This window comes from Steroidobacter flavus (genome assembly GCF_042651805.1).
In the GTDB taxonomy this organism is placed as follows: domain Bacteria; phylum Pseudomonadota; class Gammaproteobacteria; order Steroidobacterales; family Steroidobacteraceae; genus Steroidobacter; species Steroidobacter flavus.
On record NZ_JBHSDU010000015.1, the window covers coordinates 1,400,381 to 1,422,800 of the forward strand.

A 22,420-nucleotide genomic window follows, 5' to 3' on the forward strand; every position below is an offset into this window, starting at 1 on the left:
CGCACGTTGTCGGCATGCTACGCGTGCGCGTCAAAAGTCCAAGCAGGCCCCTTGGACAAGATTAAGATTATGACAGCACTCAGCACCAGGGCCATGGAGCGATCAGCATCATGCGTACTCTGGTTGGCACGGCCATCGCGGCGCTGTGCCTGACTCTTTCGGCTTGCGGTGGTGGAGGTGGCGGACAGGAAGGCGGGGGGCAGGCACCGCAAAACTCCGCACCGGCGTTCGGGGCACTGACCTTCTCAACGCCTGAAGATACCGATCTGACGGCACGCATTCCGGCGACCGATGCCAACGGCGACGCGATCACCTTCGCGCAGGCGACCGATCCCACGCGAGGCAGCGTGCTCAGCCTGGACGCCACGACCGGCAATATCACCTATCGTCCCAACGCGAACGCAACCGGCACCGATACATTTACGGTTCGGGCCACCGACGCGGGCGGCCGAGCCACGACCGGCACCGTGACGATCACGATCACTCCCGTCAACGACCTGCCGGCCGCCACGGCCACGGCGATTGTCACTGACGAAGGAACATTGGCCGCATCGCGGGTCGTCGCCACCGATGTCGAGGGAGATGCGGTCACATTCACGCTGACCCGCGCCCCCATCGGCGGCGCCGTGTCGGCTTTCGCGGCGGACGGATCTTTCACTTATCAACCCACCGCGCAGTTCTCCGGACAGGATTCCTTCGATGTCACAGTCACGGACGCGCAAGGCGGCTCGACGCTCGTGACCGTTCCCGTCACCGTGGGCGTCGCCAACCTCAGCTATAGCGGCTCGCGGTCGCAGGTCGTCATCGCTGAAAACAATGCGGGACAAATATCCAAGTCGTTGTGGGACAACTTCACGCGCCTCATTGCGCTCTATGAGCTGGGGGCCAGGAGCTTCATTCCCTCGCCCCCTGCCGTCGTCGATACCACGTTGAATGGCCTGGCCGCAGGCACGGCTCATATCACCGGCACCCTGGACGCAGCCGGCCGCGGCACGCTCAAAATTGTCTACTCCGGCTTCAGCAACAGCATCGCGACCTTCAACGGCACCGAGATCGTCGATGTCGATCTCAGCGCCAGCACTGTCCTGCGCAATTACAAACGAACGGCCATGACGATCGGCGGCACGACCGTCACCGCCAGCGGCTCCCTGTTACAACAGATCACCACGACCAACAATCTCAGTGGCAGCATCGTGTTCGGTTTCCCGGACGGCTCCACGACCTGGATTCGCGATGCTCAGCTGAGTTTCGCCGGTCAGCCGCTGCGACGCCCCGGCACGTTCTCGGTCAACACGTGGGGCTGGAGCGGCACGACGCGCATCTACGATCCCACCCTGGGTTATAGCGACGTCGACATCGACGGCAGCATCAACTTCGAGCGAACCAGCTACGGACGTGCGAATATCACGCGACCGATCGGCCGCGGCAGTCTGGTCGCGACCGGCGCAGCCCAGGCGCGACTCTGGCTCACGTCGCTGTCATTGTTTACGTTCGGCGTCGAGCTCGATCTCGGCGCCAGCGGCCGTCCCCAAAAATCGCTGGCTTACCGGGTCAGGGATAACTTTGCGGTGCATGCCGGCAGCGATTCGAGCCATCTGTTACAGGCAGCGGCGGCCTATCCCTTCGATGCGGTGTACGCCGAGATCGGCCTGCCGTTCTTTCCTGAAGGCCGCTTCAGCGAACATCGCGACGGCACGTTCGTGACGCATCGCTGGTATATCGACGCGGCACCTCCCGGCAGCACCGCGCAGTTACAGTGGGCCGACACGCCCCGCCCCTGGCTCATCACCGATGTCAGCGGGCAATATCTGCTGCGCCTGGAAGTCAGCGCCGGAGCAACCAGGTCGACCGACTATCTGGTCGTTCGCAGCGTGCCTCAGAATGTCATTCCGGGCGATGCCGGGATGCCCAGCCTCATCGGACGCTCGATCCCCGGCGCGAGCGATGTGACAGCAGTCGGCACCGAAGTCACGCTCGATGCGCGCCGCTCGTATGGCGACCACGTCGACTCTTCGACGCTCGGCTACAGCTGGACCGTCTATGGACCGATCGGACAGTCGAGCAGTCCCGTCGCGGTGAATGCCGTGCCGGGCGAAGTGTTGCGCTTCACGCCCAGCCAGCCCGGTATCTACGACGCGGTCTTTCACCATCCAGGCTCGACTTCGATCAGCCTCGTCAAGAAGCGGCTGACGATCGGCGCGCCCCGCTTCTCGCCGATGATTCAATTGACGGAGAGCTCGAGTTACGAGCCGTACGCTTTGGATTTCGACGGCGACGGCTATGTCGACATCCTGGCTCCAGCCACCTCGCCGTCGCAGCGGATGATCATGTACCGCGGCCGCTCGGGCGGAGGATTCCACGGCGGCGTTGTCATTCAAGGACTCTCGCCTTTCGAAACGTATCGATTCGAGGATCTCACCGGCGACGGACGCCTCGACTTGATCGCGACCGGCCCGACTCCGGATAACTTCAACGTCTCCGTGCAGCTGCCCACCGGGCAGTTCGACACGCCGGTCACGCTCGGCAACGACCCCGCTTGCCTCTCCACTTCGAGCTGGCGGGTGCTGGGCACGATCGATGTCGATCGCGACGGCCGCAACGATTTGATTCGCTCACAACTTTGCAGCTCGGGCGTGGGCTATCAACTCATCGTCAACACCAGCACCGCGGGCGGTTTCAACCCGGCGCAGGTCATCGCCCTGCCGGGCGGCTTGCAGATCGTCGAAGGTGCCACCGCCGACGTCGACGGCGACGGCGATAAAGATCTGATCGGCGCTCCTTACATTCCGAGCCAGCGCCCGACGGCGCTCGCAGTTCTGCGGCTCAATGCCGGCGGCTCGTTCGACGCCACCTCCGTGCCTCTCAGCGAAGCCTACACTGCCACGAAATTTACGGTACGCGACATCAACAACGACGGCCGCGCCGACGTGTTCATTGCCACCGCGCCCAACTTCGTCGTGACTCAGAATGCGAACGGGACGTTCACAGAGACTGCCAAGTTTCAGGGCAACTTCATCGGCAGTGCCACCGGTCAGCTGGCCGATTTCACGGATGACGGGCGACTGGATCTGGTGCTCAACTCCGAGCTGTATGTGCAACGACCGGATGGCACGTTTGAAGCGCCGGTGTACGGCATCGTCCAGGGCAACCCGGTCATCGACGTGAATGGCGATGGCCGGCCCGATACGTTGACCGGACTCACCTTTGTGACAACCCTCACTCCGCCATGAGCGGCGACAGCCAGCGTTCATAGGGAGCCCACTTGGGCCGCTCCCGAACTTGAATGCTGTCGCGGACCTGCACGGCGCTCGCGGTGACCACACCGCGGCGCCGTGAGCCCAGCTCCAACATCGCCGGATCGAACGGCAAACCGCAGAACTCCGTCACACGCCTTAGCTGCACCTCCGGCTCCGTCAGGAGCCGCGCATATTCCACATCGAGAATTTGCCCGCCAAAACGCGCGTGCCAGTGCTTCATCAACTCCGCATACCACCCGTAGTAGTCGGCGAGCTCAGCCAGGTCATAGCTGTATGGATTCGCATCGGAGTACAGCTCCCGAAGGTTGGAGAAACAAGTCTCTAGTGGATCGCGGACCATGTGCAGAATCTTCGCGCGCGGTAACGCCCGCGCGATGAAACCGATGTTGAGAAAGTTGGAAGGCAGTTTGTCGGTGTGATATCGCGCGCTGCCCAGGCGCCATTGAACGCCTTCTATATAGCGCCTGCCGGCGACGCTGAGATCGGCGACGCGCGCTCGCTCGATCAGCGTCGCATCGATCACACCCTTGCAGTGATGATCCGTGGCGTAGCGCATCGCGCTGGTGAAGTCATATAGCTCGCCAAGCGCGGCGACCTCAGGATGTCCGGCGAGCATCTGCTCGAGCAGCGTCGTGCCGGACCGGTGCATGCCGACGATGAAGATCGGCGTTGCACCGGCGCCCACGGATGCGATACCCACAGCAGTCAGGTCGCTCGATCTCGACCCATCTGCCAGCCGGCGAGTCGCCTGCGCCGGTTCAAACGTTGGTTCGAACGTCGCCAAGGCGTCGAACAGCTGTTTCATCCTGCGGCCGTCATAATTCAAGCGCGACCGCTTCGCGCGACAGCCTTGCATCAAGGCCTGCCACGCTTCGTCGTATCGCTGCAGATCGTCGAGCTCCTTGTGAAGCGCGAATGACAACAGCGCAATGTCGTCCGTCGAGCGTCCCGGACGCGTCAGCTCTCGTCTGATCGCGTCGACGTGATTGCGCTCGGCAGTCTGACGCCGCAGCGATGCGCGCAACCAATATCCCTGCGCAATTTCAGGCGCCCTGCGGAGGGCGTGCTCCACGTCCTGCTCGGCATCGTCGAAACGACCGAGGTAAGTGAGGATCTGCGTACGCGCGAGTAACGTTGTCGGATAGTCGGGATCGGCGCGCCGCGCCTCATCGAGATAATCGATGGCGCGCTCGGGAAGATTGAGATAACTGAGCTGCGCACCGGCGGCGATCAATAAAGGAATAGGCATTCTCGCGGGCGGCCCCGCCCGTTCGATGCACGCCAGCAGCTCCGGCCCTTGGTTGAACGTGCGCAGACGCGGCAGCAGCTCGGCCAGTACCTTCTCATCTGTCGTCCCGGTTCGTGCCGCGGCGAGCGCGAACTCAGCGGCGCGACGATAGTTCCCTCGCAGCGAATACATGTACGACAGCTGCACGAGCGTGTAAGGCTCATTCGGTGCCTGTGCAAGAATCTTTTCGTACGTGGCGATGGCGCCGGCCCAGTCCTGCCTGGCGGCCAGCGCCTCCGCACTTGCCAGCATTGGCCTCAATACAGACGGAACACTCGCGGGAACGATCATTGGACCTGCAATCTCGCGAGCAGCGGTTGCAGCTGCCGCTCATAACGTCTCCAGGCACCGACCCCACGCTCGTGGATGCTTTCACGCACCTGACTGCTGCTGGCCGTCGACACGGGCGCGCTGTTACGAGTGATCTCGTGCAGAGCGGTCTGATTATCGAGACCGATAAAATCCAGGACAGTCGTCGTCGTTTGTTCCGGAGCACGCACCAGATCCTCGTAAGACACGATCCGCACCGAGTGCGGGGCAATGCTCTTCCAATACCGTAACCAGGTCCGGACGCGCAGGCAGTGATCCGCGACATCGCTCAAGGTATAGCTATAGGGATACGCGTCGCCCTGGAACAGCTCTTTCAGATTGGAAAAGCATGCGTCCGCCGGCTCGCGCTGTAGACACAGCACGCGCGCCGCGGGCAAGGCTTGCAGAATGAGCGGCAGGTTGAACAGGTTCTGCGGATTTTTGTCGATCACATATCGACCGTCCGCCGCCAGACGGCGCACGCGCTGCTCGTAGAGCTGGCCGACCCTTTTGAAATCCAGCTCTCGTATCAATTGCAGCCGATCGCCGTGGAGCGGCGATCGGAAGAAGTGCCCCGACGCTTCGCTCACCGCCGCTTGAAAATCGTTGCGCTCCCCCAGCGACCGCACCGCTGAATGATTGCTGAGGATGCGATCGAGCAGTGTCGTCCCGGTGCGCGGCATGCCGACGATGAAGATGGGAACAATCTCGGCGTCGGCGGCCGGCTCAGGCAGCGACACAGGCATTCGTATCAGCGCCTCGAGCCGCGACGCTTCGAGCAGCGAATCGAACGCAGACCGCCGACTCATGATCTCAGCTCCGCTCGTCAACGCAGACCACGCCTCTTCCCGCTGATCCGCCGCATCGTATTCTCGAAACAGCGCGTGGAACAGATGGGCCTGCTCGATTCCGTTGGGCTGAACCCGGCTCAGCGCATCCAGGATACGGTTGACCCGAGCCAACGGCGGCCGGGCCTTGGAATGAGTGGCCAGCGCCCAATGCGCATCGGCAAGATCCGGCGACAGAGCGAGACACGCTTCGTAGTCACTCTCGGCCGCCTGCATGTCACCAAGATAACGGTATACATTCGCGCGGGTAAAGATCAATAACGGATGGGCCGGCACCTGTCTGGCCATCGCTTCGAGAAAGCGCAGCGCGCCTCGATAGTCACCCGCCAGCCACAGCTGCTGCGCCAGTACCGCGGACTGGGAAATGACATTCGGATCCGACCAGTCCACGGACTCGATCAGCGAGACCACGGCGGGCTCTTCAGCAAATTCCAACAGGCGAGCGGTCACGTAGCCGATATGGCGCGTGCTGCCATGCTCGCGTACCGCCTCCGCCGCCTGCCACGCATGCTCTTTCGACGCGAGATAACGATCGGAGATCTGCTCGAAGCGCGACATGCGCAGCCGGGCCGGAACATGGCGAGGCTCCCGGTCCAGAATCGTTTCATATAACGAGCGAGCCTCGTCCCACAGGCCCCGCAGCTCATACTGTTGGGCACGCGCCCAGAATTCGCGGGGCGATACGGCCGCCGACAAGCGGCGGCCGTAGGAAGGAGATTCGCCCTCCTCGCTCAAAAGTTATAAACCAACGAGAACTGAAACTCACGTGGCGACTGGTATGCCCGAGGCACGAGGTAGGTGCCCAGCGGCGCGCCGGTGGCTCCATCCTCGGCGCGGTCATCCACCGCAATGGCCTCCTGTTTGTTGAAGACGTTGAAAACATCCATCTTCGCAATCAACCCATCCGCCCAACGCGGCGTGTACGCGAAGCTCAGGTCGACCTGATAAGTCCAAGGCAGACGCCCCGCCGTGCCCCGTGGCTTCGGCTCCGAGGGACCCAGCACCGCGCCGGCCGTCGTCGTGGCACAGCGGAAGAAGGAAGAACCGTAGGGATGAATGATGCCGTGATACGGATACAGCACGCCCAGACAGTTTTTCGGCCGTCCGGATTGCACGAGCAGGTTCGTGCCCACCGACACTTCCTCGGTGAGCGCGTAGCTGCCGAACACCTTCAACGAATGACGCCGATCGTTCGGCAGATACCCGTACGAATCCACCGCCAGCTCTTTGTAATCGAAGTCTTGAGTGACGTTGGTGTCGTCCTGACCGATGTCGGATTTGACACCGCCTTCGGTGTTGCCCTTGCTGTAGGCCAGCGTGTACGACGCCTGCACGAACGTGCGATCCCAGTTGCCGTCCCAGAACAGCTCGAGCGCCTTGTAGGTCCGGCGCGCCTTCGGCGACAGCAGATCGCCCGGCACCGTGGTCTCCGTCAGCGAGCCGTTGTCATAGAAGTCGGTCAGAAAGACCGCATCCTCGCCCGGGTTGAACATGCGGCAATAGGGAAAGCCGCCGTTCGGCAGGATGGCCTGATTGCCGTTGCTGTCGAGCCAGACTTCCTCGTCCTCATCGAACTGAAAGCCCGCGGTCGTCAGGATCGGCGTGTAGTCGCAATTGTCGTCGATGGCGGCTTTCAGCTCGCGATAGATGGCCCGCGCACCGATGTTCTGGTGATTGGTGATGCGCATCTGCGCGCCGAGAATGAACTCGTCCTGATACATCGGGTCCAGATTCTTCGACGCGATGGTCTGCGCGTTCTTGGCCTCGCCGAATTCGCCGTTGACATACCTGAACGTATTGCGCGACACGAGACCTGTCGGCGCGCCGGTCGCGGGATCGACGCCCGAGAAGAAATAGTCGTTACGCGTGAACAACGAAGCGCTCGCGCCGCGAATAGCAACGCTTGCCGTCAGTGGCAACGCATAGCGGCCGGCGTTGCCGTAGACCTTCATCGACGAGTCGCCCTTCACGTCCCAGGAGAAGCCGAGCCGCGGACCGAACTGATTGTTGATCTCGACGTAGGTCTGGCCCTGACCGTTCAGGTTCTCGAAACTGTCCCAGCGCAAGCCGGCCGAGAACAGGAAACTGTCGGTGATGTTCCAATTGTCCTCGATGTAGAACGCGCGTTGCTTGACCTTGACGGTGGCGCCCTGATTGATGATCTGCTCTCGCACGACGTCCACGTCTTGCCTGGTGTCGTCGCCGTCGTCGGGGGTGAGGTCGAGCTGGACGGTGGAGTAACGCCACTGGCGCCCGCCTTCGATCGATTCGCCCGCGACCGACTCGAAATCATCGGCGTCATAGCCGAAGCGCAGCAGGTGCGCGCCGAGCTGCCATTCAGCGTCGACGCGGAACTGATTGCGCTCATCCCGGGCGTCCTGTCGCTCGATGTTGCCGGCGTTTGGGAACGTGGCTGTGATATTGCACGTACTTGCGAAGACACCGGTGGCGTCGCGTCGCGCCCTCGAGCGAGCGTCGACGATGACCGGGCAGCCCGTGGCCGGTGAGTCCAGATCGCCGCTGTACGCGACGCTCCGGCCATCCGCCGTCGTCAGATGCAGACCTCGCGAGTATTCGCCGTGACCATACAGAGCGGACACCGTCAGCGTATCGGTGATGTAGCTGGTGTACTTGCCCACCACGTTCAAGCCACCGCTCTCTTCATATTGAGTGCCGATCAGGCCGAGCCGGTTGGCCGCGCCGAGCGTATTCAAATACACCTTGCTGGTCGTTTCTTCCTCGTCCGAGAAACCGGTCAGCTCGAAGGAGTTCGCGTCGTTGATGTGCCAGTCGAGCTTCACCAGCCAGGTCGGGGTCTCGGTGTTGTCGTCGGTATTGGCCGCTTGCGTGACGTTGCCCCAGCGGTCTTCGTCGTGCTCGGAGTAGCCTACCAACGCGTAGGCGAACAGTTTGTCCTTCACCAGCGCGCCGCTCGCCCAGACATTGGCGGTCCATTCCGAGGTTTCTTCTTCGGAGTTGATGGAGCGCACCGTGCCGAAGCTGCTCGGCTCGAGCGGGTTCGAGTACATGAAGTTTCTGGTCTTGCTACGCAGCGCCGCCGGCGACCAATAGATACTGGAGCCCGACTCGAACTCGTTGGTGCCGCGTTTGGTCGTCTGGCTGACGACGCCGCCCAGCGAACGGCCGAACTCCGCGCCGTAGCCGCCGGTCTTCACTTGCTGCTCGGCAATCGCTTCGAACGGAATCTTGGAGAAGTTCAGGCCACGGAACGAGTTCGTTACATTGAAGCCGTTCACGTAGTATTGATTCTCGGCGACCGACGATCCGCCGAACGACGGCAGCTTGCCGTCCGAAAATGCAAAGTCGCCGCGCACCGCACCCGGCGCCAGCAGCGCCGCCGACGTGAGATCGCGTAACACCGGAATCTTTGCGAGCTGATCGGCGGACAGGACCGTCACCGATTCCACGGAAGAAACATCGATGGGATTCACGCGTACCGCGGTGACGACGATGTTTTCCATTTGCGGGGAGCCGCCGGTCGTCGTGACAAAGCTCACTGGCGTACCCGTGCCGGCGCTGACCAGCACGCCGTCGCGAATCACCGTCGTGCCATCCTGATGGCGCAATGTGACTTTGTATCTGCCCGGCGAGAGCGCGGGGACTCGATACGAGCCATCGCTGCCTACGGCAATTTCTCGTCGAAATCCCGTCCCTTCGCCCTCGACGATCACGGTGTCGCCCGATGCCGCTTGTCCAAACACGCTGCCGCCCGTGCTTTGGGCGAGCGCGGTTGGAGCCGTTGCAATCAAGGTCGTGGCAAGCGCGCCGACCGTAAGCGCTTGCTTCACGGCCAACGCAAGTGTGTTTCTTATCAACATCGACTGCTCCTCCGTAAGAGATGTTGGTTTTTTGCGCCCCATCCGCATCCGCACTGAAGCGATGGAACCTCCGCTGCCGGTGTCTCCCCCTTACTTTTTTCTCATCTACTGGCCGGTGCCGGACGGACGCCGTTGCACGGACGCATCAAAGCGTGTTTCGAGCATACAACTGCAATTTGCCGAATGAAAGCCAGATTGCTTAGTCGGCCTCGACGGCGCATTGAGTGATAAAACGGAAAAATATCCGCACAAAATAAGGGCAGTCGCTTTGTTTATTCTGGAGCGTGCGGGTTCGTTCGTTGTATACACGTGGTTCTTTTGCCACGTTTCTTGTTACTTGATCGCAATCATCGCTGGGCCGTGGTGCAATGATCGCTCGCAACCAATGAATCAAAATCAATGAGATAAACTTCGAATCCAATCCACCCCGGCACCGAATACCCAACGGATGAGCGCTGAACCGAAACCCACCACAACCAGCTCCGCCTGGACGAAATGGGAACACCAGATCGTCGACGGGCGCTTCACGCTGCGCCGTTACCTCGGCGGCTCGGACCACAGCGCGGTCTTCCTCACCGAACACAAAGCCAAGAACCTCGCCGAAGCCGCCATCAAATTCGTTCGCGCGGACGCATCGCAGGCGAAGACTCTGCTCGTGCACTGGCAGGCGGCCATGGCGCTGTCCCATCCGCATCTGGTGCAGCTTTTCGAGGTGGGCCGGTGGCAGGTCGGCGGGGCTGACTATTTATTTGTCGTCATGGAATACGGCGACCAGACCCTCGCCGAGATCCTTCGCCATCGGCCTCTGAATGCTGAAGAAACGTTGGAGTTATTGCCGCCTGTTCTGGATGCGCTGACGTTTCTTCATCGGCGGCAGTTGGTTCATGGTCACTTGCGGCCTTCGAATTTGCTGGCGGTCGGAGATCAGCTGAAACTGGCTAGCGATACGATTCGGCGGTCTGGCGAAGACGTCTCCACTGCTGGCGATGTTTGGAACCTAGGTGCGACACTGGTTGAGGCACTTACTCGTCAGGCGCTGAGCGTTGGCTCTTCCTTTAATACGACGTCGTTGCCGGCCGGCTTGCCGGCGTCGCTCGTTGAGACCGTGCAACGCTGTTTGATGCCCTCGCCTGGGGACCGGCCGTCGGTTATTGAGTTGCGGGCGGAATATAAACTTCCTGCTCCTTCTTCGGAGCCTCCGACGTCATCCAAGTCGCCGGCACAAAAGGTATCGAGCACCCCTTCACCTCACACTGCCCCCAGCGCCTCGCCCGCTATATCTCAGGCTGCGCCCAGCGCCTCGCCCACTGCATCTCAGTCTGCACCGCCCCCCGTTCGAGCTGCCGCTCCACCTCAGACTGCATCGACCGCTTCTCGCGAACCCACTCCGTCGCAGCCCGCATCGACTGGCGCACGAGACCCGGCTGTGCCTCAGCAGGCACCCGCTCCCTCGCGAGTAAACGCTCCGCCTCAGCCGGTACCCAACGCCTCGCAAGCGAGCGCTCCACTTCAACCGACATCGATTGCGCCGCGAGCAAACGTTCCTACTCCGCCGGCATCCGGTGGGGCGCAACCAGGTGTTTCGCCTCCGTCAGCATCCGGTCCTTCACACATGGGCGACGCGCCTCAGTCATCACCAAGTGCCTCACACGCAGGCGGTGCGCATCAGTCGACACCCAGTGCTTCACGACCCAGCGCTCCATCTCAGCCGCTGCCTAACGCTTCGCAAGCGGGCGTTCCGCCTCAACCGACGTCGATTGCTTCGCGAGCAAATGTTCTAACTTCGCCTGCATCGGGTGCCTCGCAAACAGGCATTCCGTCTCAGCCGGCACTCGGCACCTCACAAACAGGCGCAGCGCCTCAATCGATACCTAGTGCAGCACGACCAAGCGCTCCGCGCCAGCCGGTACCCAACGCTTCACAAGCAAGCGCGCCGCTTCAACTAACATCGATTGCTTCGCGAGTAAACGCTCCTACTCCGCCGGCGCCCGGGGCCTCTCAAACAAGTGCTCCGCCTCAGTCCGCACCCAGTGCTTCACGACCAAGCGTTCCGTCTCAGCCGGTACCCAACGCTTCACAAGCGAGCGCGCCGCTTCAACCAACATCGATTGCTTCGCGAGTAAACGCTCCTACTCCGCCGGCGTCCGGGGCCTCTCAAACAGGTGCTCCGCCTCAGTCCGCACCCGGCACCTCACAAACAAGCGCCGCGCCTCAATCGGTACCGAGTGCGTCACGACCAAGCGCTCCAACTCAGCCGGCGCCCGGCGCGTCGCAAACAGATGCTCCGTCGCAAGCGGCATCTAGTGCTTCGCGGCCGAGCGCTCCATCTCAGCCGGTACCCAACGCTTCGCCGGCAGGCGCGGCGACTCAACGGGTATCCAACGCTTCGCCAGCAAGCGCGCCGCCTCAACCGCCGTCGATTGCTTCGCGAGTAAACGTTCCAACTCAGCCGGCGCCCGGTGCCGCGCGAGCCGGTGCTGCGTCTCAATCGGTACCCAGCGCTTCGCAATTGAGCGTTCCGTCTCAGCCCGTGCCTGGCGCCACGAGAGAAATAGCCCTGTCTCAGTCGGCGCCCAGTACTTCGCAAGCAAGTGCGCCGTCTCAGCCGACACCTAGCGTCGCGCGAGTAAACGTTCCGGCCCAACCGGCACCGAGCGTCGCCAGAGTAGACGTTCCGGCCCAGCCGGCACCCAGCACATCGCGAGTGACCGCACCGTCTCAGTCCGCACCCGTTACCAGTCGAGAAGAGCCGCTGCGGCCGAGCGCGCCGAAGCGGCATCTGTTCGTGACGGGCATCGCGGCGGTGCTCTTGTTGGCGCTGGCCATCTGGGGTGGGTCACAGTTTACGGATAAGGAGCAACCTCCGGTACAAACAACCGTGGTTCAAGAGCCGACGAACGCAGCACCCTCACAACCTCCGCAGATCGAGGCACCGACACAGACCCAAGCCTTCCCGCCGGCAGAGCAACCAGCTCAACCGACAACACCAACGTCAGCGGTACTCAACGAAGTCCTGCCGACCGTCCCGGAAAAAATCCAAAACAAAATCCAGGGCCGCGTCTACGTCACCGTCCGAGTGCTGGTCGATAACAATGGCAAGGTCATCGCGGTCCTGATGGAAAACGAAGGGCCGAGCAAATATTTCGCCCGGCTCTCGGATCAGGCTGCAAGGCAATGGCAATTCATTCCGGCGGACACTGAAGACTCGCGCGTGTGGCTGTTACGTTTCCAATACACCCGCGACGGCGTCGCGGTCCGCACGATCGAACAGTAAGCTTCAAAACGTCGCCCGCATCGAGAGCGGCGAGCGAGAGCCCCATCGGCCGCAGGGGCTCCTAAAGAATCAGCGCGCCACGACCTCCGCCGGGGACGAGGTGAGCTGCAGTGGCGATTCGAAATCGGCGAGATAGAGCAATCGATCCGGCGCCAGTCCATTCACCAGGGCGATGCGCGCCCGGGCCGGCGGCGTCCCGCCCGGCGGTCCTTCGGCCAGCATCGCCACGCCTCGATCGAAACCGCTCACCTCACTGAGACGCACCGCCTGTGCTGGCGTGCCGACGGACTGCGGAAGGTTGCCGAACGCACCGCGCGTCGTCACGACGAGCACGGGATAAGGAGTGCCACCGGAAAACTGCGCCTGTTGTACCAGCACGATGTTCCCTGTCGAGTCGTACCAGGCCGTGCCGCCCACTGCGACCATCGTGTCCGAGCCGACCGTGAGATCCCGTTCGAAGATCTGACCGCCCCGCGTGTACAACAACGCACCGTCGTCAGGACGCAAGCCGACAACCTCCGCCGTCGTCGCCACTTCACGTGGATTGGGAGTAGCAGACACTTCCGCCACATAGGCCCGCGTCGCCAGCGCCGCCGTGCGAACGGTATAACCCACGCGCTGCCCGACACTCCCGCCAATCGTACCGCCCGTCAACGACACCGTGCTTGCGCTGATGGATTCGCCGAACGCGAGCGCATGACTCACTTGGATTTCAGTTTGCAACTGACGCGCATCGATGAAGAACAGGCCCTGCCGTCCGGCGCGATTCGCCTGGATCAGAATCGAGGATTGATTGGCGGAGATCGAGTAGTCGAGCACATCGTCCGACGTCGCAGGATCGCTGAGCGCTGAAACGGGCACCGTCGCGCTGGGGCCCGCAGGCGTGACGGTGTAGAGCGATTTCGTGCCGCCGCCCGCGACTGAAGCTGCAAGAAAGAACAGGCGCGAGTCGTGCGAGAAGCGCAGTCGACTCCCGAACACGGTATTTGGCGGGCTGACCTTGGTCAGTGCGCCGGGCGTGGCGGCATTGAAAACATACACGCCGTCGACGCTGCCGACGCGTGCAATCAACGCAATCCACTGACCGTCGGGACTGACGATGAACTGCTCGGTGTTGCTGGCATCGAGCGGCAACGTCGCGCCCGCCGGCAATGGCACGGTGCCTCGCTGAATCGGCGCCGTCGTTCGCACGAAGCCCAGATCGACTCTCGCCGCATTGGTTTGATCTTCCCGCCGATAGGCGACGGTCGTGCCGTTCTGAGAAACGGCGAAGCCCCGCAGTCGCAGGGTTCCTTCAGTTGCAGTCGTCAGCACGGTGGGATCGGAAATGAAATCGCCAATGTAAATTTCAGACGAGCCATTCGCCGCCGGATCGCCTGCGAACACGACGCGAAACGGCTCGACACCGACAAAGACCGCCGCGATGCCGACGGCCGACGCAGCACTCGAATCGGTCACACGATATTTGAAACGAGTCACGCCTTTGAAGCCGGCGGGCAGCCCGCTGATATTGATCGACGAATCCGCATTGACGGTGGCGGTACCGGCAAGCGGCCGCTCTTCAATCGTCACGGTGAGCGGATCGGCATCCGCGTCGGTGTCGTTCGCGAGAACAGTGATATTCGCTAGCGCGGCGCCGTCCGCACGCATGGCGTCGCTCGTTGCGACGGGGGCGCGATTCGGATGCACGTTGATATTGACGACCCCAGCGACCGTGTTGCCACCCGCGTCGCTGACCTGAACGCGAAAGCTATCGTCGCCGAGAAAACTCTGTGAAGGACGATAAACAAAGGCGCCGGAGGGACTGAAGCTGACGAGCGTGCCACTGGCGGGATTGGCAACGACTGAAAACGTGAGCGCATCGCCGGTCGGGTCGGTCGCGGCCACCTGGCCTTGCAGATCTGTGTTCTGCTTGGTGGAGAATGCGAGGGCGCCAAACGCAGGGGGTGCATTCGAAGCGCGACCGCCAGTACGACCTCCCCCGCCCCCACCGCCGCCGCCGCACCCGGCCACGCCCAGAACGAGCACCCCGATTAATGCGCGGTTCACCGACGTCTGCTTCGAGGCGTTCTTCATGACCCCCCCCTACACATTCTCAGGTGCTGGGTCACAAAATACTGCAAGAAAGTCTCAAGCTCAGCCCGCAAATCACCTACGATTCGGCGACCGGAACCGGTCGCCGATCGATACAAACAAAGGAAACTTAGTTCACACGAACCATGGCGAGACGTTCGGCCGACGTGAGCTCGGACTCGAGCACGACCACGAAGCCGCTCTTGTTCTTGATCAGCTCGGCCTGGCCGCCGGTCAGCTTGCGGTCGATCTTCTCCGGCGAGATGTTCCACATGGCGCCCGTGGCCGGATCCACCGCCAGCATGCCGATGATGCCGCCGAACAGCAGATTGCCCCAGTACCAGCCGGACATCTTCGGGGTCAGCTCGACCTCGGTGACTTTGTAGCCGGGCAGTTCCAGCCGCAGCGTGTAGCTCTGGCCCGAGAAGTAGCTCTTCTTGGGATCGAGCGAAATCGTGCACGGGGTCTTCTCCACCGCCACGACGTCCGAAATGCTACCGCCGCTCTTGCGCACCGACGCCGTCGCGCCAGGCGGTTGAGTAGCGATGGAGATATCCCGATTGCCGCCATTGACGATCGAGGCGCAGCCGCTTGCAAACAAGCTCGCACCCAGAATACCGAACGCCACCGCGCTCCGAACCAATCCGTTTCGACCCATACATCCTCCGCCGAGAGTTATTTGTTCTGACCGTTTTGCAACGGGCGGTGGACGCTATCTGCGCGAGCCTGATTACGTCAACAATTTCCTCACAAAATCATGACGTGGTCGTCATCCGGATGGATCGAACGGCGGGCCGCGGCAACGGCCTGACAGGCGAGCGACTGGCGAAGTCGCGGATCGTGGCCAATTTCTGTAACAGCGCTACATCGACCAGACGCGGCAGCAAGGCATTGAGACGAGCCAGCAAGCGCTCGCGCCGACCGAGGATGCATTCAAACTCATCGTCCCGCAGAGCTCGGACGATATGGCGCGCCACCTCCGCCGGATCGTCGGCCGGATTGCCCAGCGCCTTGTTCAAATCGTCGATCAGTGCGTTGTTAAAAGCGGTTCGGGTAGTGCGAGGCGCGAAGTAATGCACGCGGATATTGGTATCCGCCAGCTCGCGACGAAGCGACTCGGAGAAGCCGCGCAGCCCGAACTTGGTCGCACAGTAAACGCTGTTCGCTGCGAAGCCGATGCTCCCCAACACCGATCCGATATTGACGATGCGGGCATCGTCACTGAGCTCCAGGCGCGGAATCAGCCGGCGGCACAAGTCGATCGGCGCGATCAGATTGGTCGCGACGGCCGCGTCCAGCTCATCCGCTGACTGCGTTGTCAGCAGATTGAAGTCATTGACCGCGGCGTTGTTGATCAACAGGTCGACGCCACCCCGCCAGCGCAAGGCAAAGTCACACAGCCTGGCGCGATCCATCCCACAACTGAGATCGGCGGCGAACACGGCCGCACGATCCCGTTCCGCGTGGTGCTCGATAACTTTCAACAACGCCGCGTGATCGCGACCGGTCAATAGAACCTGCGCGCCCTCATCTAACAACAGGGAGACCAGCGCCCGGCCGATGCCACCGCCGGCGCCCGTGATCAGAATACGTTTGTCTGTGAGATCCATACTGCTCAGCCAATTTGCGTAACCGGGCCACGCAGGTATACGAAACGTCCGGCATCGATGGCGCCGAGATCGACGGTGCGCACTTCGGCGTTTGGATGCGGCAGTCCGGCGTGGCGTGCCTCTTGAAACAACTCCGCGGACACCGGGCCGCCGACGGCGATGAACTTCAGGGATTCCGGTGCGCGCCACCCATCGCGAACAGCATCAACGAGGGCGCGAAGCAACTCGCGCGTAACGATCATGCTGTCGGGCGACGCTGTATCGATGGCTTGCAGCAGCAGCGGCAATTTCAAGCTGACGTTGTTGATGCCCATCGTGTGGCGGGGACGGACCACCACTTTCGCGCCCATGGTCAGCGGCACATACACACCGACGATGTTTTCGAGCAGGTCCGCCAGCGGGAGCAAACACAAGTGCGTCTGCACGCCGAGCCCTGCGATCTCCGCGACCAGGGAATCCGTGACGGATTGAACGGCGTTGTGTTTCAAGGACACGCCCGGGCTGCCCGGGGCGTAAGTTATTTTGCTGATGCCCTTCGGCCAGGCGCCGCTCCCGACGGGGCTGTCGTCGCGACGTAGCAGCGCCAGCCCAGTTCGATGCGAAGTCGCAACGTAGCTGAATGCCGGGTGCTCCCGGGTGACCCGCTCGCCCGCATCCGTGAGGATCCACTCGATGCCGGCGTCCTCGAGCACCTGCGCCACGTGCTCATGGCTAAAAGAGGGGAGCAAAGGAACATTCACGGCCTCGCTTGCGAGCAACGCCAGATCGCTGAGGATCCAACGCGCGCTGTTCTCGGCCAGCAGGGCGCAGCGACGCACTTTCATCGATTGAAACCAGCGTCGCTCCGCCGCCACTGAGCGCTGCACATCCGCGTAACTGAGTCGGAGGGAACCATCGTCGAGGGCGGGCAGCACGCCGCTGATCGCGCTCAGCATGTCGAGTACCGTGGTCGACATGCTCATTTCACCTGCGCTGCCGTCATCTTCGCGCCTACCTAGTGCTTGGCTGCTAGTAGGACGCGGGATCCGGGCCCAACCAATCGGGCCCGGGATGACAGATGCTTAATTTGGCGTCACGGCCCCGTGCTGGCCGGCACCAACGGCAGCCAGACCGCGCTGGCCGACGCCCCGCCCCGCTCCAGCGTCACGGTCGCCTTTTGATAGTCCTCGCGCTTCGCCAGGAAGATGTTGGTGACATATTTCTGCGGGTTCCGGTCGTAGAGCGGGAACAGCGACGACTGAACCTGCACCATGATCCGATGCCCGGGCTGGAACACATGGTTCACGACCGGCAGCCGGAAACGATAGCGCTGGGTTTTCCCGGCCGGGATGGCGCTCGGCTTCTCGAAGCTGTCGCGATAACGGCCCCGGAAGATATCGAGGCTGAGCGCCAGCTGATAGCCGCCCATCTTGGGATCGTTGGCCACTTCATCGGGATAAACATCGATCAACTTGACGACGAAGTCGCCATCGGTGCCGGTGGTCTTTGCAAACAACTCCGCGATCGGCGCACCAGACAAACGCACCGCCTCGGTGAGCACCGGCGTTTGATAGGTCATCACATCCGGACGACCGTCCGCGTGACGCTGATCGCTCAACAACCAGTCGCCCCAACGACCGTCGTCGAAGTTCACAGGTCGCGGCAAATGCGGCACCGGCTTGGCCGGATCCGAAACATAACTGTCCGCGCCCTCGGCATCCTTGTCGAATCCCAGGCCGCCATCGGCTTTCAGATACATCGGCTTGAGCGGTGACGGACAGCCTTGCTCACATGCGAGCGGCCAGTGGGCGAATCGATCCCAGCGATCTTCGCCGGTGTTGTAAATGGTCGCGGCGGGCAGCGTCACCGCCGGGCCATCTTTCAAATATTGATTGAACAGCGGCAACACCATTTGCTCACGGAATTGCGCGGCCGTATCGCCTTCCCACTGCATCGGCCCGAGCGCCCGCCCCTCGCGATTGATCTGGCTGTGACGCCACGGCCCCATCACGAGAAAGTTATTACCGGTCTTGCCTTTGGCCTTCAGCGCTTCCCACGCTGTGATCGCACCATACATGTCTTCCTGATCCCACAGCCCCTGTTCCCAAAGCGTCGGGATGTTCGAAGGATTGGCGGCGAGCAACTTGTCGAGGGCTTGCCCCTGCCAGTAGGCGTCGTACGCCGGATGCGCGACCATCCGCTGCCACGCCGGCAGCTGATCGAAGCCGGATTTTTTCGCCCACTCATTGGCGCCGCCGAGGCGACGAAACTCTTCGTAGTGATCGTAAATGCCCGTGCCCGGCTTCTTGCCCGCGCCCTTGTAGCCGGTCTGCGTGCCGATCCAACCGATGTTGGCGAGACGGAACGCGCCGTAGTGAAACCAGTCGTCGCCCATCCAGCCGTCGATCATCGGGCTCTCGGGCACGGCTACTTTCAGCGCCGGATGCGGATCGAGCAGCGCCATGACGACGGTGAAGCCCTCATACGACGAGCCGATCATGCCGACGCGGCCATTGGACTCAGGCAGGTTGGCTTTGTCGACCAGCCAATCGATGGTGTCGTGCGCGTCGGTGACATGATCGACCTTGGTGCCGTTGAGCGGACCGATCACCGGCCGGGTCAAGACATAGTCGCCTTCGGAGCCATACTTGCCGCGCACGTCCTGATAGACGCGGATATATCCCGCGTTGATGAACTGCTCGTCGGCGAGCGGCAGGGTCGAGAGAATATTCGGACTGATCATCCGATTGGCCCGCTCGGCCGCGTTGTACGGCGTGCGGGTGAGAATGATCGGCGCGTTGCTGGCGCCCTTCGGAATCACGATCACGGTGAACAGCTTGGTCCCGTCGCGCATCGGGATCATTTCTTCGCGCTTCACATAGTTGCGCGCATCGATCGGCGGCTTGAACTCAGCGGGGATATCGCCCGCGGGCGCGGGTTGCTCCGACGCCGTTCCAGTTCCTGTTCCAGCCAGTAGAGCAACGGCGACGATCCACTCGAATTTGAGCTTCATCCGCGGCAAGTCCTCTGAATTCACGGCCAACCCGTGCCGGAATTCTAGACGACTTCAGCCAGATGACAGCGGGGTGACAGTCATTTCATCCCCGCCGCCGGGCGCCCGCTCCTATCAGAATTTGCCGCGCAGGCTCAGCGTGTAGTTGCGAGGCACGCCATACATGTTGCCGCCGGTACTGGTTCCCGTGGTCTGGTAATAGCGTTGGTCGGTGAGATTCACCGCGTTCAGCGCCACCGTCCAGCGCTCGTTCACCTCATAGTCGGCTTTCAGCTCCCAGACGGCGTAAGCATCCTGCGTGTAGTCGAACTGTACTTTGCGCCCCGGCAGACACAGCGCCGGCGCTCCATCCTGGGCGGGCGGGGCGAACTCGACACAGGCGGTTCCCCGCACGTAGGCGGCGGACATCGCCTGCACGCCACCGGAAACGCCGAGCCGGCTGAGCCAGCCCGGCCCCGAGAAGCGATAGTCGGTCCACAGCTTGAAGATATGCTCGGGCTGCCGGGTCTCCAGCGGCCAGCCTTCCGAGGTGCCATACCCCTTGCCACCCCTCTTGTTTTCATTCCAGGCGTAGCTCGCTGAAATCTCCCAGCGCGGCAGCAGTTGGCCGCCGAGCTCCAGATCGACGCCACGACTCAGCTCGTAGCGGGTGGGATCGTCGGCGAGATAGCAGCAGCTCTGGCGTTCCGCACCGTTGTTGACAGCGCCGCCCAGGATCAACGTGCCGTTGTTTGCCTGGTAGTAGAGCGTGCTACGGCCCGTGACGGGATCGGTGATGTACACCTGCGCGCCCAGATCGAGGATCGCGAAGTTACGGCGTTCCATCCGGTAGACGCCGATGCTCGCATTGAGGCGCCCGCCGACGGCCTCCCATTTCAATCCGGCTTCGATATTGGCGCCGGTGGTCGGGGCGAGCGTCTTGAGGTCGCGGTCGAGCTTCGACGCCTGGCTCACATACACGTCCGCATAGCTGCCGTAGGCCGACAGCGTCGGAGTGATGTCGTAAGAGAGCGAATAATTCGGCGGCCAGGTGAAATCGTCGCCGTCGTAGTACGAGAAGCTGCTGGATCTCACGTCGCCGATCCTGGTGCAGCCGGTAGTGATATACGTGCAGTACTGGGTGCTCGCGATGCGGCTCTTGTAGTTGCTGTAGCGGATGCCGGTCTTCACGTGCAGCCGGTCGAACATCGTGGTGCTCAAATTCATGTATGCACCCATCTGCGTCTGGCCGCCTTGATTGGCGGTTTCGGGAGGCGCGCCAGCAGGCTCGAGAAACCGCGGATCGCGAGGGTTGAAATCGAAGACGTTGACGGACGCGGAGCTGACCGTCGTGGACGACAATGGATCCCTGAACCAGATGTTGGCGTAGAGCATCTGATCGGTGCGATTTTCGCGGGCATATTGAGCCCCGATCACGATCTGCTGTTGCTGCCCGAAAATCTCGAAGGAGCCGGAGACGGCGGCATCGGCGGTCATCTGATCGCTGCCGTACTCGTACTGGCTTGCCTTTGCGACCGGCCCCGTCAGCGACGCCGGATTGACGGCACCATTGAAGAATCCGCCCTTGTAGTCGCTGCGCTGCTCGAGCTGAGCGGCATTGACCTTGAGCGACCAGTTCCGGGTCAGGTCGTATTCGAGCTTGGTGAACAGCTCGGTGGTATCGAAATCCCAGCGATTGAAAGGCAGCACGAAGGAAGTATTGCGCGGCAGGTGCAGGTCGTCGCCGTTCTCATAGCGCGGCAGTCCACCCCACCACGGCACCGAATCCTGCCGCGTGTAGCTGGTGCCGGCGCTCAAATTCAGCGAAGGCGTAATCGCGTACTCGAGAATTCCATAGAAGAGGGTCTTGTTGTCGCTCGCGTCGTCGTAGAAATATTCGTTGTCCTGATAAGTCATCACCGCGCGGCCACGCAACTTGTTGTCGAGCGCGAGCGGCGCGCTCACGTCCACACTCGCGCGATAGTTTTTCCAGCTGCCGACCGTGCCTTCGATCGCGACCTGTCCGTGCTCGAGCGGCCGCTTGCGCACCAGGTTCACCGTGCCAGAGGGATCGCCATAGCCGTTGAACAGCCCGGCGGCGCCGCGCAAGATCTCCACGTGGTCGTACATCGACATGTCGATCAAAGGGAAGTAACCGGTGGTATTGGCAACGTCCTTGTCCTGGGTCACCAGCGGCGCCGAGCCGTCGATCTGGATGGTCGTGAGCTTGTAGCCGCGCGAATAAAACTCCGAGATCAGACTGTTCGTCTGCACCGTCGTCACGCCCGGCGTGTAACGCATCACGTCGTTGAAGTCGCGCATGTTCTGGTCCGCCATCCGCTCGGCGGTGATCACCGAGACCGACTGCGGGACGTCCTTCAATGCCTGTGGCGACTTGGAGCCGATCGTCAAAGCGCCGGAGGTGTAGCTGCCTGTTCCTTCCGTCGCGGTGATGTCGCGCGAACCGTTGATACCGTTCACGCCGGCCGCCTGCCCACGACGACCGAATGAATCATCGGTCGCGCCTTCGACGCGAACCGGCCCGAGCATGCGTTGTTTCGAATCGCGCCGTAGGATGGTGGCCGTCCGATCGGACATGGCGAACGTGAGATCGGTACCGGACACGAGCGCGGTCAACGCCGCCTCGGCGGACATGCGTCCCGACACGCCCGGCGATTCAACCGCCGCGCCTTGCGGATCGGACCAGGCAAATTGGTAGCCGCAGATTTCGGCCCACGCGTTCAACGCCTTCGACAGCTTTCCAGACGGTATGTCGAAAGCGAACGTTTGTGTCGCTCGCTGACTGTCGGCAGTCTGCGCGAGCGCGTGCGGAGTTTGAACGGTGCCCGCGAGCGCAGCTAGTGCGAGCAGTATGATGTTCTTCGTCATGTCCCTGTCCAACCGATGGATGCCGCGACATGCAGCTTCCTCTTCTTGCTGGACGAACGGAC

General features: G+C 62.1%; 11 protein-coding genes and 1 pseudogene. 3 read left to right on the forward strand and 9 right to left on the reverse strand.

Annotated features, from left to right (window positions below):
- Positions 1-110 precede the first annotated feature (110 nt).
- Positions 111-3,230: an FG-GAP-like repeat-containing protein gene (locus tag ACFPN2_RS33590; RefSeq protein WP_380604922.1), complete on the forward strand. Its 3,120-nt coding sequence runs from the start codon at positions 111-113 to the stop codon at positions 3,228-3,230.
- Here the strand turns inward: ACFPN2_RS33590 and ACFPN2_RS33595 are convergent.
- From ACFPN2_RS33595 to ACFPN2_RS33605, 3 genes are read right to left on the reverse strand one after another with little or no spacing between them, the layout of a single operon-like run.
- Positions 3,217-4,797, reverse strand: coding sequence for a tetratricopeptide repeat-containing sulfotransferase family protein (locus ACFPN2_RS33595; protein ID WP_380604924.1), 1,581 nt, complete (start codon positions 4,795-4,797; stop codon positions 3,217-3,219). The two genes, ACFPN2_RS33590 and ACFPN2_RS33595, sit on opposite strands and share 14 nt — an antisense overlap.
- Before the next feature lie 35 nt (positions 4,798-4,832).
- On the reverse strand, positions 4,833-6,437 hold the full coding sequence (locus ACFPN2_RS33600; protein ID WP_380604926.1) for a tetratricopeptide repeat-containing sulfotransferase family protein: 1,605 nt from the start codon (positions 6,435-6,437) through the stop codon (positions 4,833-4,835).
- Positions 6,434-9,541: a TonB-dependent receptor gene (locus tag ACFPN2_RS33605; protein ID WP_380604928.1), complete on the reverse strand. Its 3,108-nt coding sequence runs from the start codon at positions 9,539-9,541 to the stop codon at positions 6,434-6,436. The genes ACFPN2_RS33600 and ACFPN2_RS33605 overlap by 4 nt, the downstream gene beginning before the upstream one ends.
- 448 nt (positions 9,542-9,989) lie before the next feature.
- On the opposite strand from ACFPN2_RS33605, the pseudogene ACFPN2_RS33610 reads away from it, so the two are divergent.
- A pseudogene (locus tag ACFPN2_RS33610) lies at positions 9,990-10,418 on the forward strand (protein kinase); the annotation flags it as partial.
- Between the two features lie 1,908 nt (positions 10,419-12,326).
- A complete protein-coding gene (locus tag ACFPN2_RS33615; RefSeq protein ID WP_380606788.1) occupies positions 12,327-12,815 on the forward strand; it encodes an energy transducer TonB family protein in 489 nt (162 codons plus the stop codon).
- Between the two features lie 69 nt (positions 12,816-12,884).
- Here ACFPN2_RS33615 and ACFPN2_RS33620 read toward each other — a convergent pair whose 3' ends face one another.
- From ACFPN2_RS33620 to ACFPN2_RS33645, 6 genes are all read right to left on the reverse strand, one after another.
- Entirely contained in the window at positions 12,885-14,891 is a 2,007-nt protein-coding gene (locus ACFPN2_RS33620) for an Ig-like domain-containing protein (RefSeq protein ID WP_380604930.1), read from the reverse strand.
- A gap of 127 nt (positions 14,892-15,018) precedes the next feature.
- Positions 15,019-15,546: a peptidase associated/transthyretin-like domain-containing protein gene (locus tag ACFPN2_RS33625; protein WP_380604932.1), complete on the reverse strand. Its 528-nt coding sequence runs from the start codon at positions 15,544-15,546 to the stop codon at positions 15,019-15,021.
- 97 nt (positions 15,547-15,643) lie between these two features.
- Positions 15,644-16,498: an SDR family oxidoreductase gene (locus tag ACFPN2_RS33630; protein ID WP_380604934.1), complete on the reverse strand. Its 855-nt coding sequence runs from the start codon at positions 16,496-16,498 to the stop codon at positions 15,644-15,646.
- A gap of 5 nt (positions 16,499-16,503) precedes the next feature.
- Positions 16,504-17,454 carry an AMP-binding protein gene (locus tag ACFPN2_RS33635; protein ID WP_380604936.1) on the reverse strand — a complete coding sequence of 317 codons (951 nt, stop codon included), beginning with the start codon at positions 17,452-17,454 and terminating at the stop codon, positions 16,504-16,506.
- Positions 17,455-17,570: 116 nt separating this feature from the next.
- Positions 17,571-19,490 (reverse strand): CocE/NonD family hydrolase, encoded by a 1,920-nt coding sequence (locus ACFPN2_RS33640; protein ID WP_380604938.1) that lies wholly within the window; start codon positions 19,488-19,490, stop codon positions 17,571-17,573.
- A 114-nt stretch (positions 19,491-19,604) separates the two neighbouring features.
- Positions 19,605-22,358, reverse strand: coding sequence for a TonB-dependent siderophore receptor (locus ACFPN2_RS33645; RefSeq protein WP_380604940.1), 2,754 nt, complete (start codon positions 22,356-22,358; stop codon positions 19,605-19,607).
- Between the last annotated feature and the right edge of the window lie 62 nt (positions 22,359-22,420).

Excerpts from the sequence above, each read along its gene's own strand:
- ACFPN2_RS33645 (WP_380604940.1), bottom strand. The coding sequence starts at position 22,358 with ATGACGAAGAACATCATACTGCTCGCACTAGCTGCGCTCGCGGGCACC.
- ACFPN2_RS33630 (WP_380604934.1), bottom strand. The coding sequence starts at position 16,498 with ATGGATCTCACAGACAAACGTATTCTGATCACGGGCGCCGGCGGTGGC.
- ACFPN2_RS33605 (WP_380604928.1), bottom strand. The coding sequence starts at position 9,541 with ATGTTGATAAGAAACACACTTGCGTTGGCCGTGAAGCAAGCGCTTACG.
- ACFPN2_RS33625 (WP_380604932.1), bottom strand. The coding sequence starts at position 15,546 with ATGGGTCGAAACGGATTGGTTCGGAGCGCGGTGGCGTTCGGTATTCTG.
- ACFPN2_RS33595 (WP_380604924.1), bottom strand. The coding sequence starts at position 4,797 with ATGCTGGCAAGTGCGGAGGCGCTGGCCGCCAGGCAGGACTGGGCCGGC.
- ACFPN2_RS33640 (WP_380604938.1), bottom strand. The coding sequence starts at position 19,490 with ATGAAGCTCAAATTCGAGTGGATCGTCGCCGTTGCTCTACTGGCTGGA.
- ACFPN2_RS33590 (WP_380604922.1), top strand. The coding sequence starts at position 111 with ATGCGTACTCTGGTTGGCACGGCCATCGCGGCGCTGTGCCTGACTCTT.
- ACFPN2_RS33620 (WP_380604930.1), bottom strand. The coding sequence starts at position 14,891 with ATGAAGAACGCCTCGAAGCAGACGTCGGTGAACCGCGCATTAATCGGG.
- ACFPN2_RS33635 (WP_380604936.1), bottom strand. The coding sequence starts at position 17,454 with ATGTCGACCACGGTACTCGACATGCTGAGCGCGATCAGCGGCGTGCTG.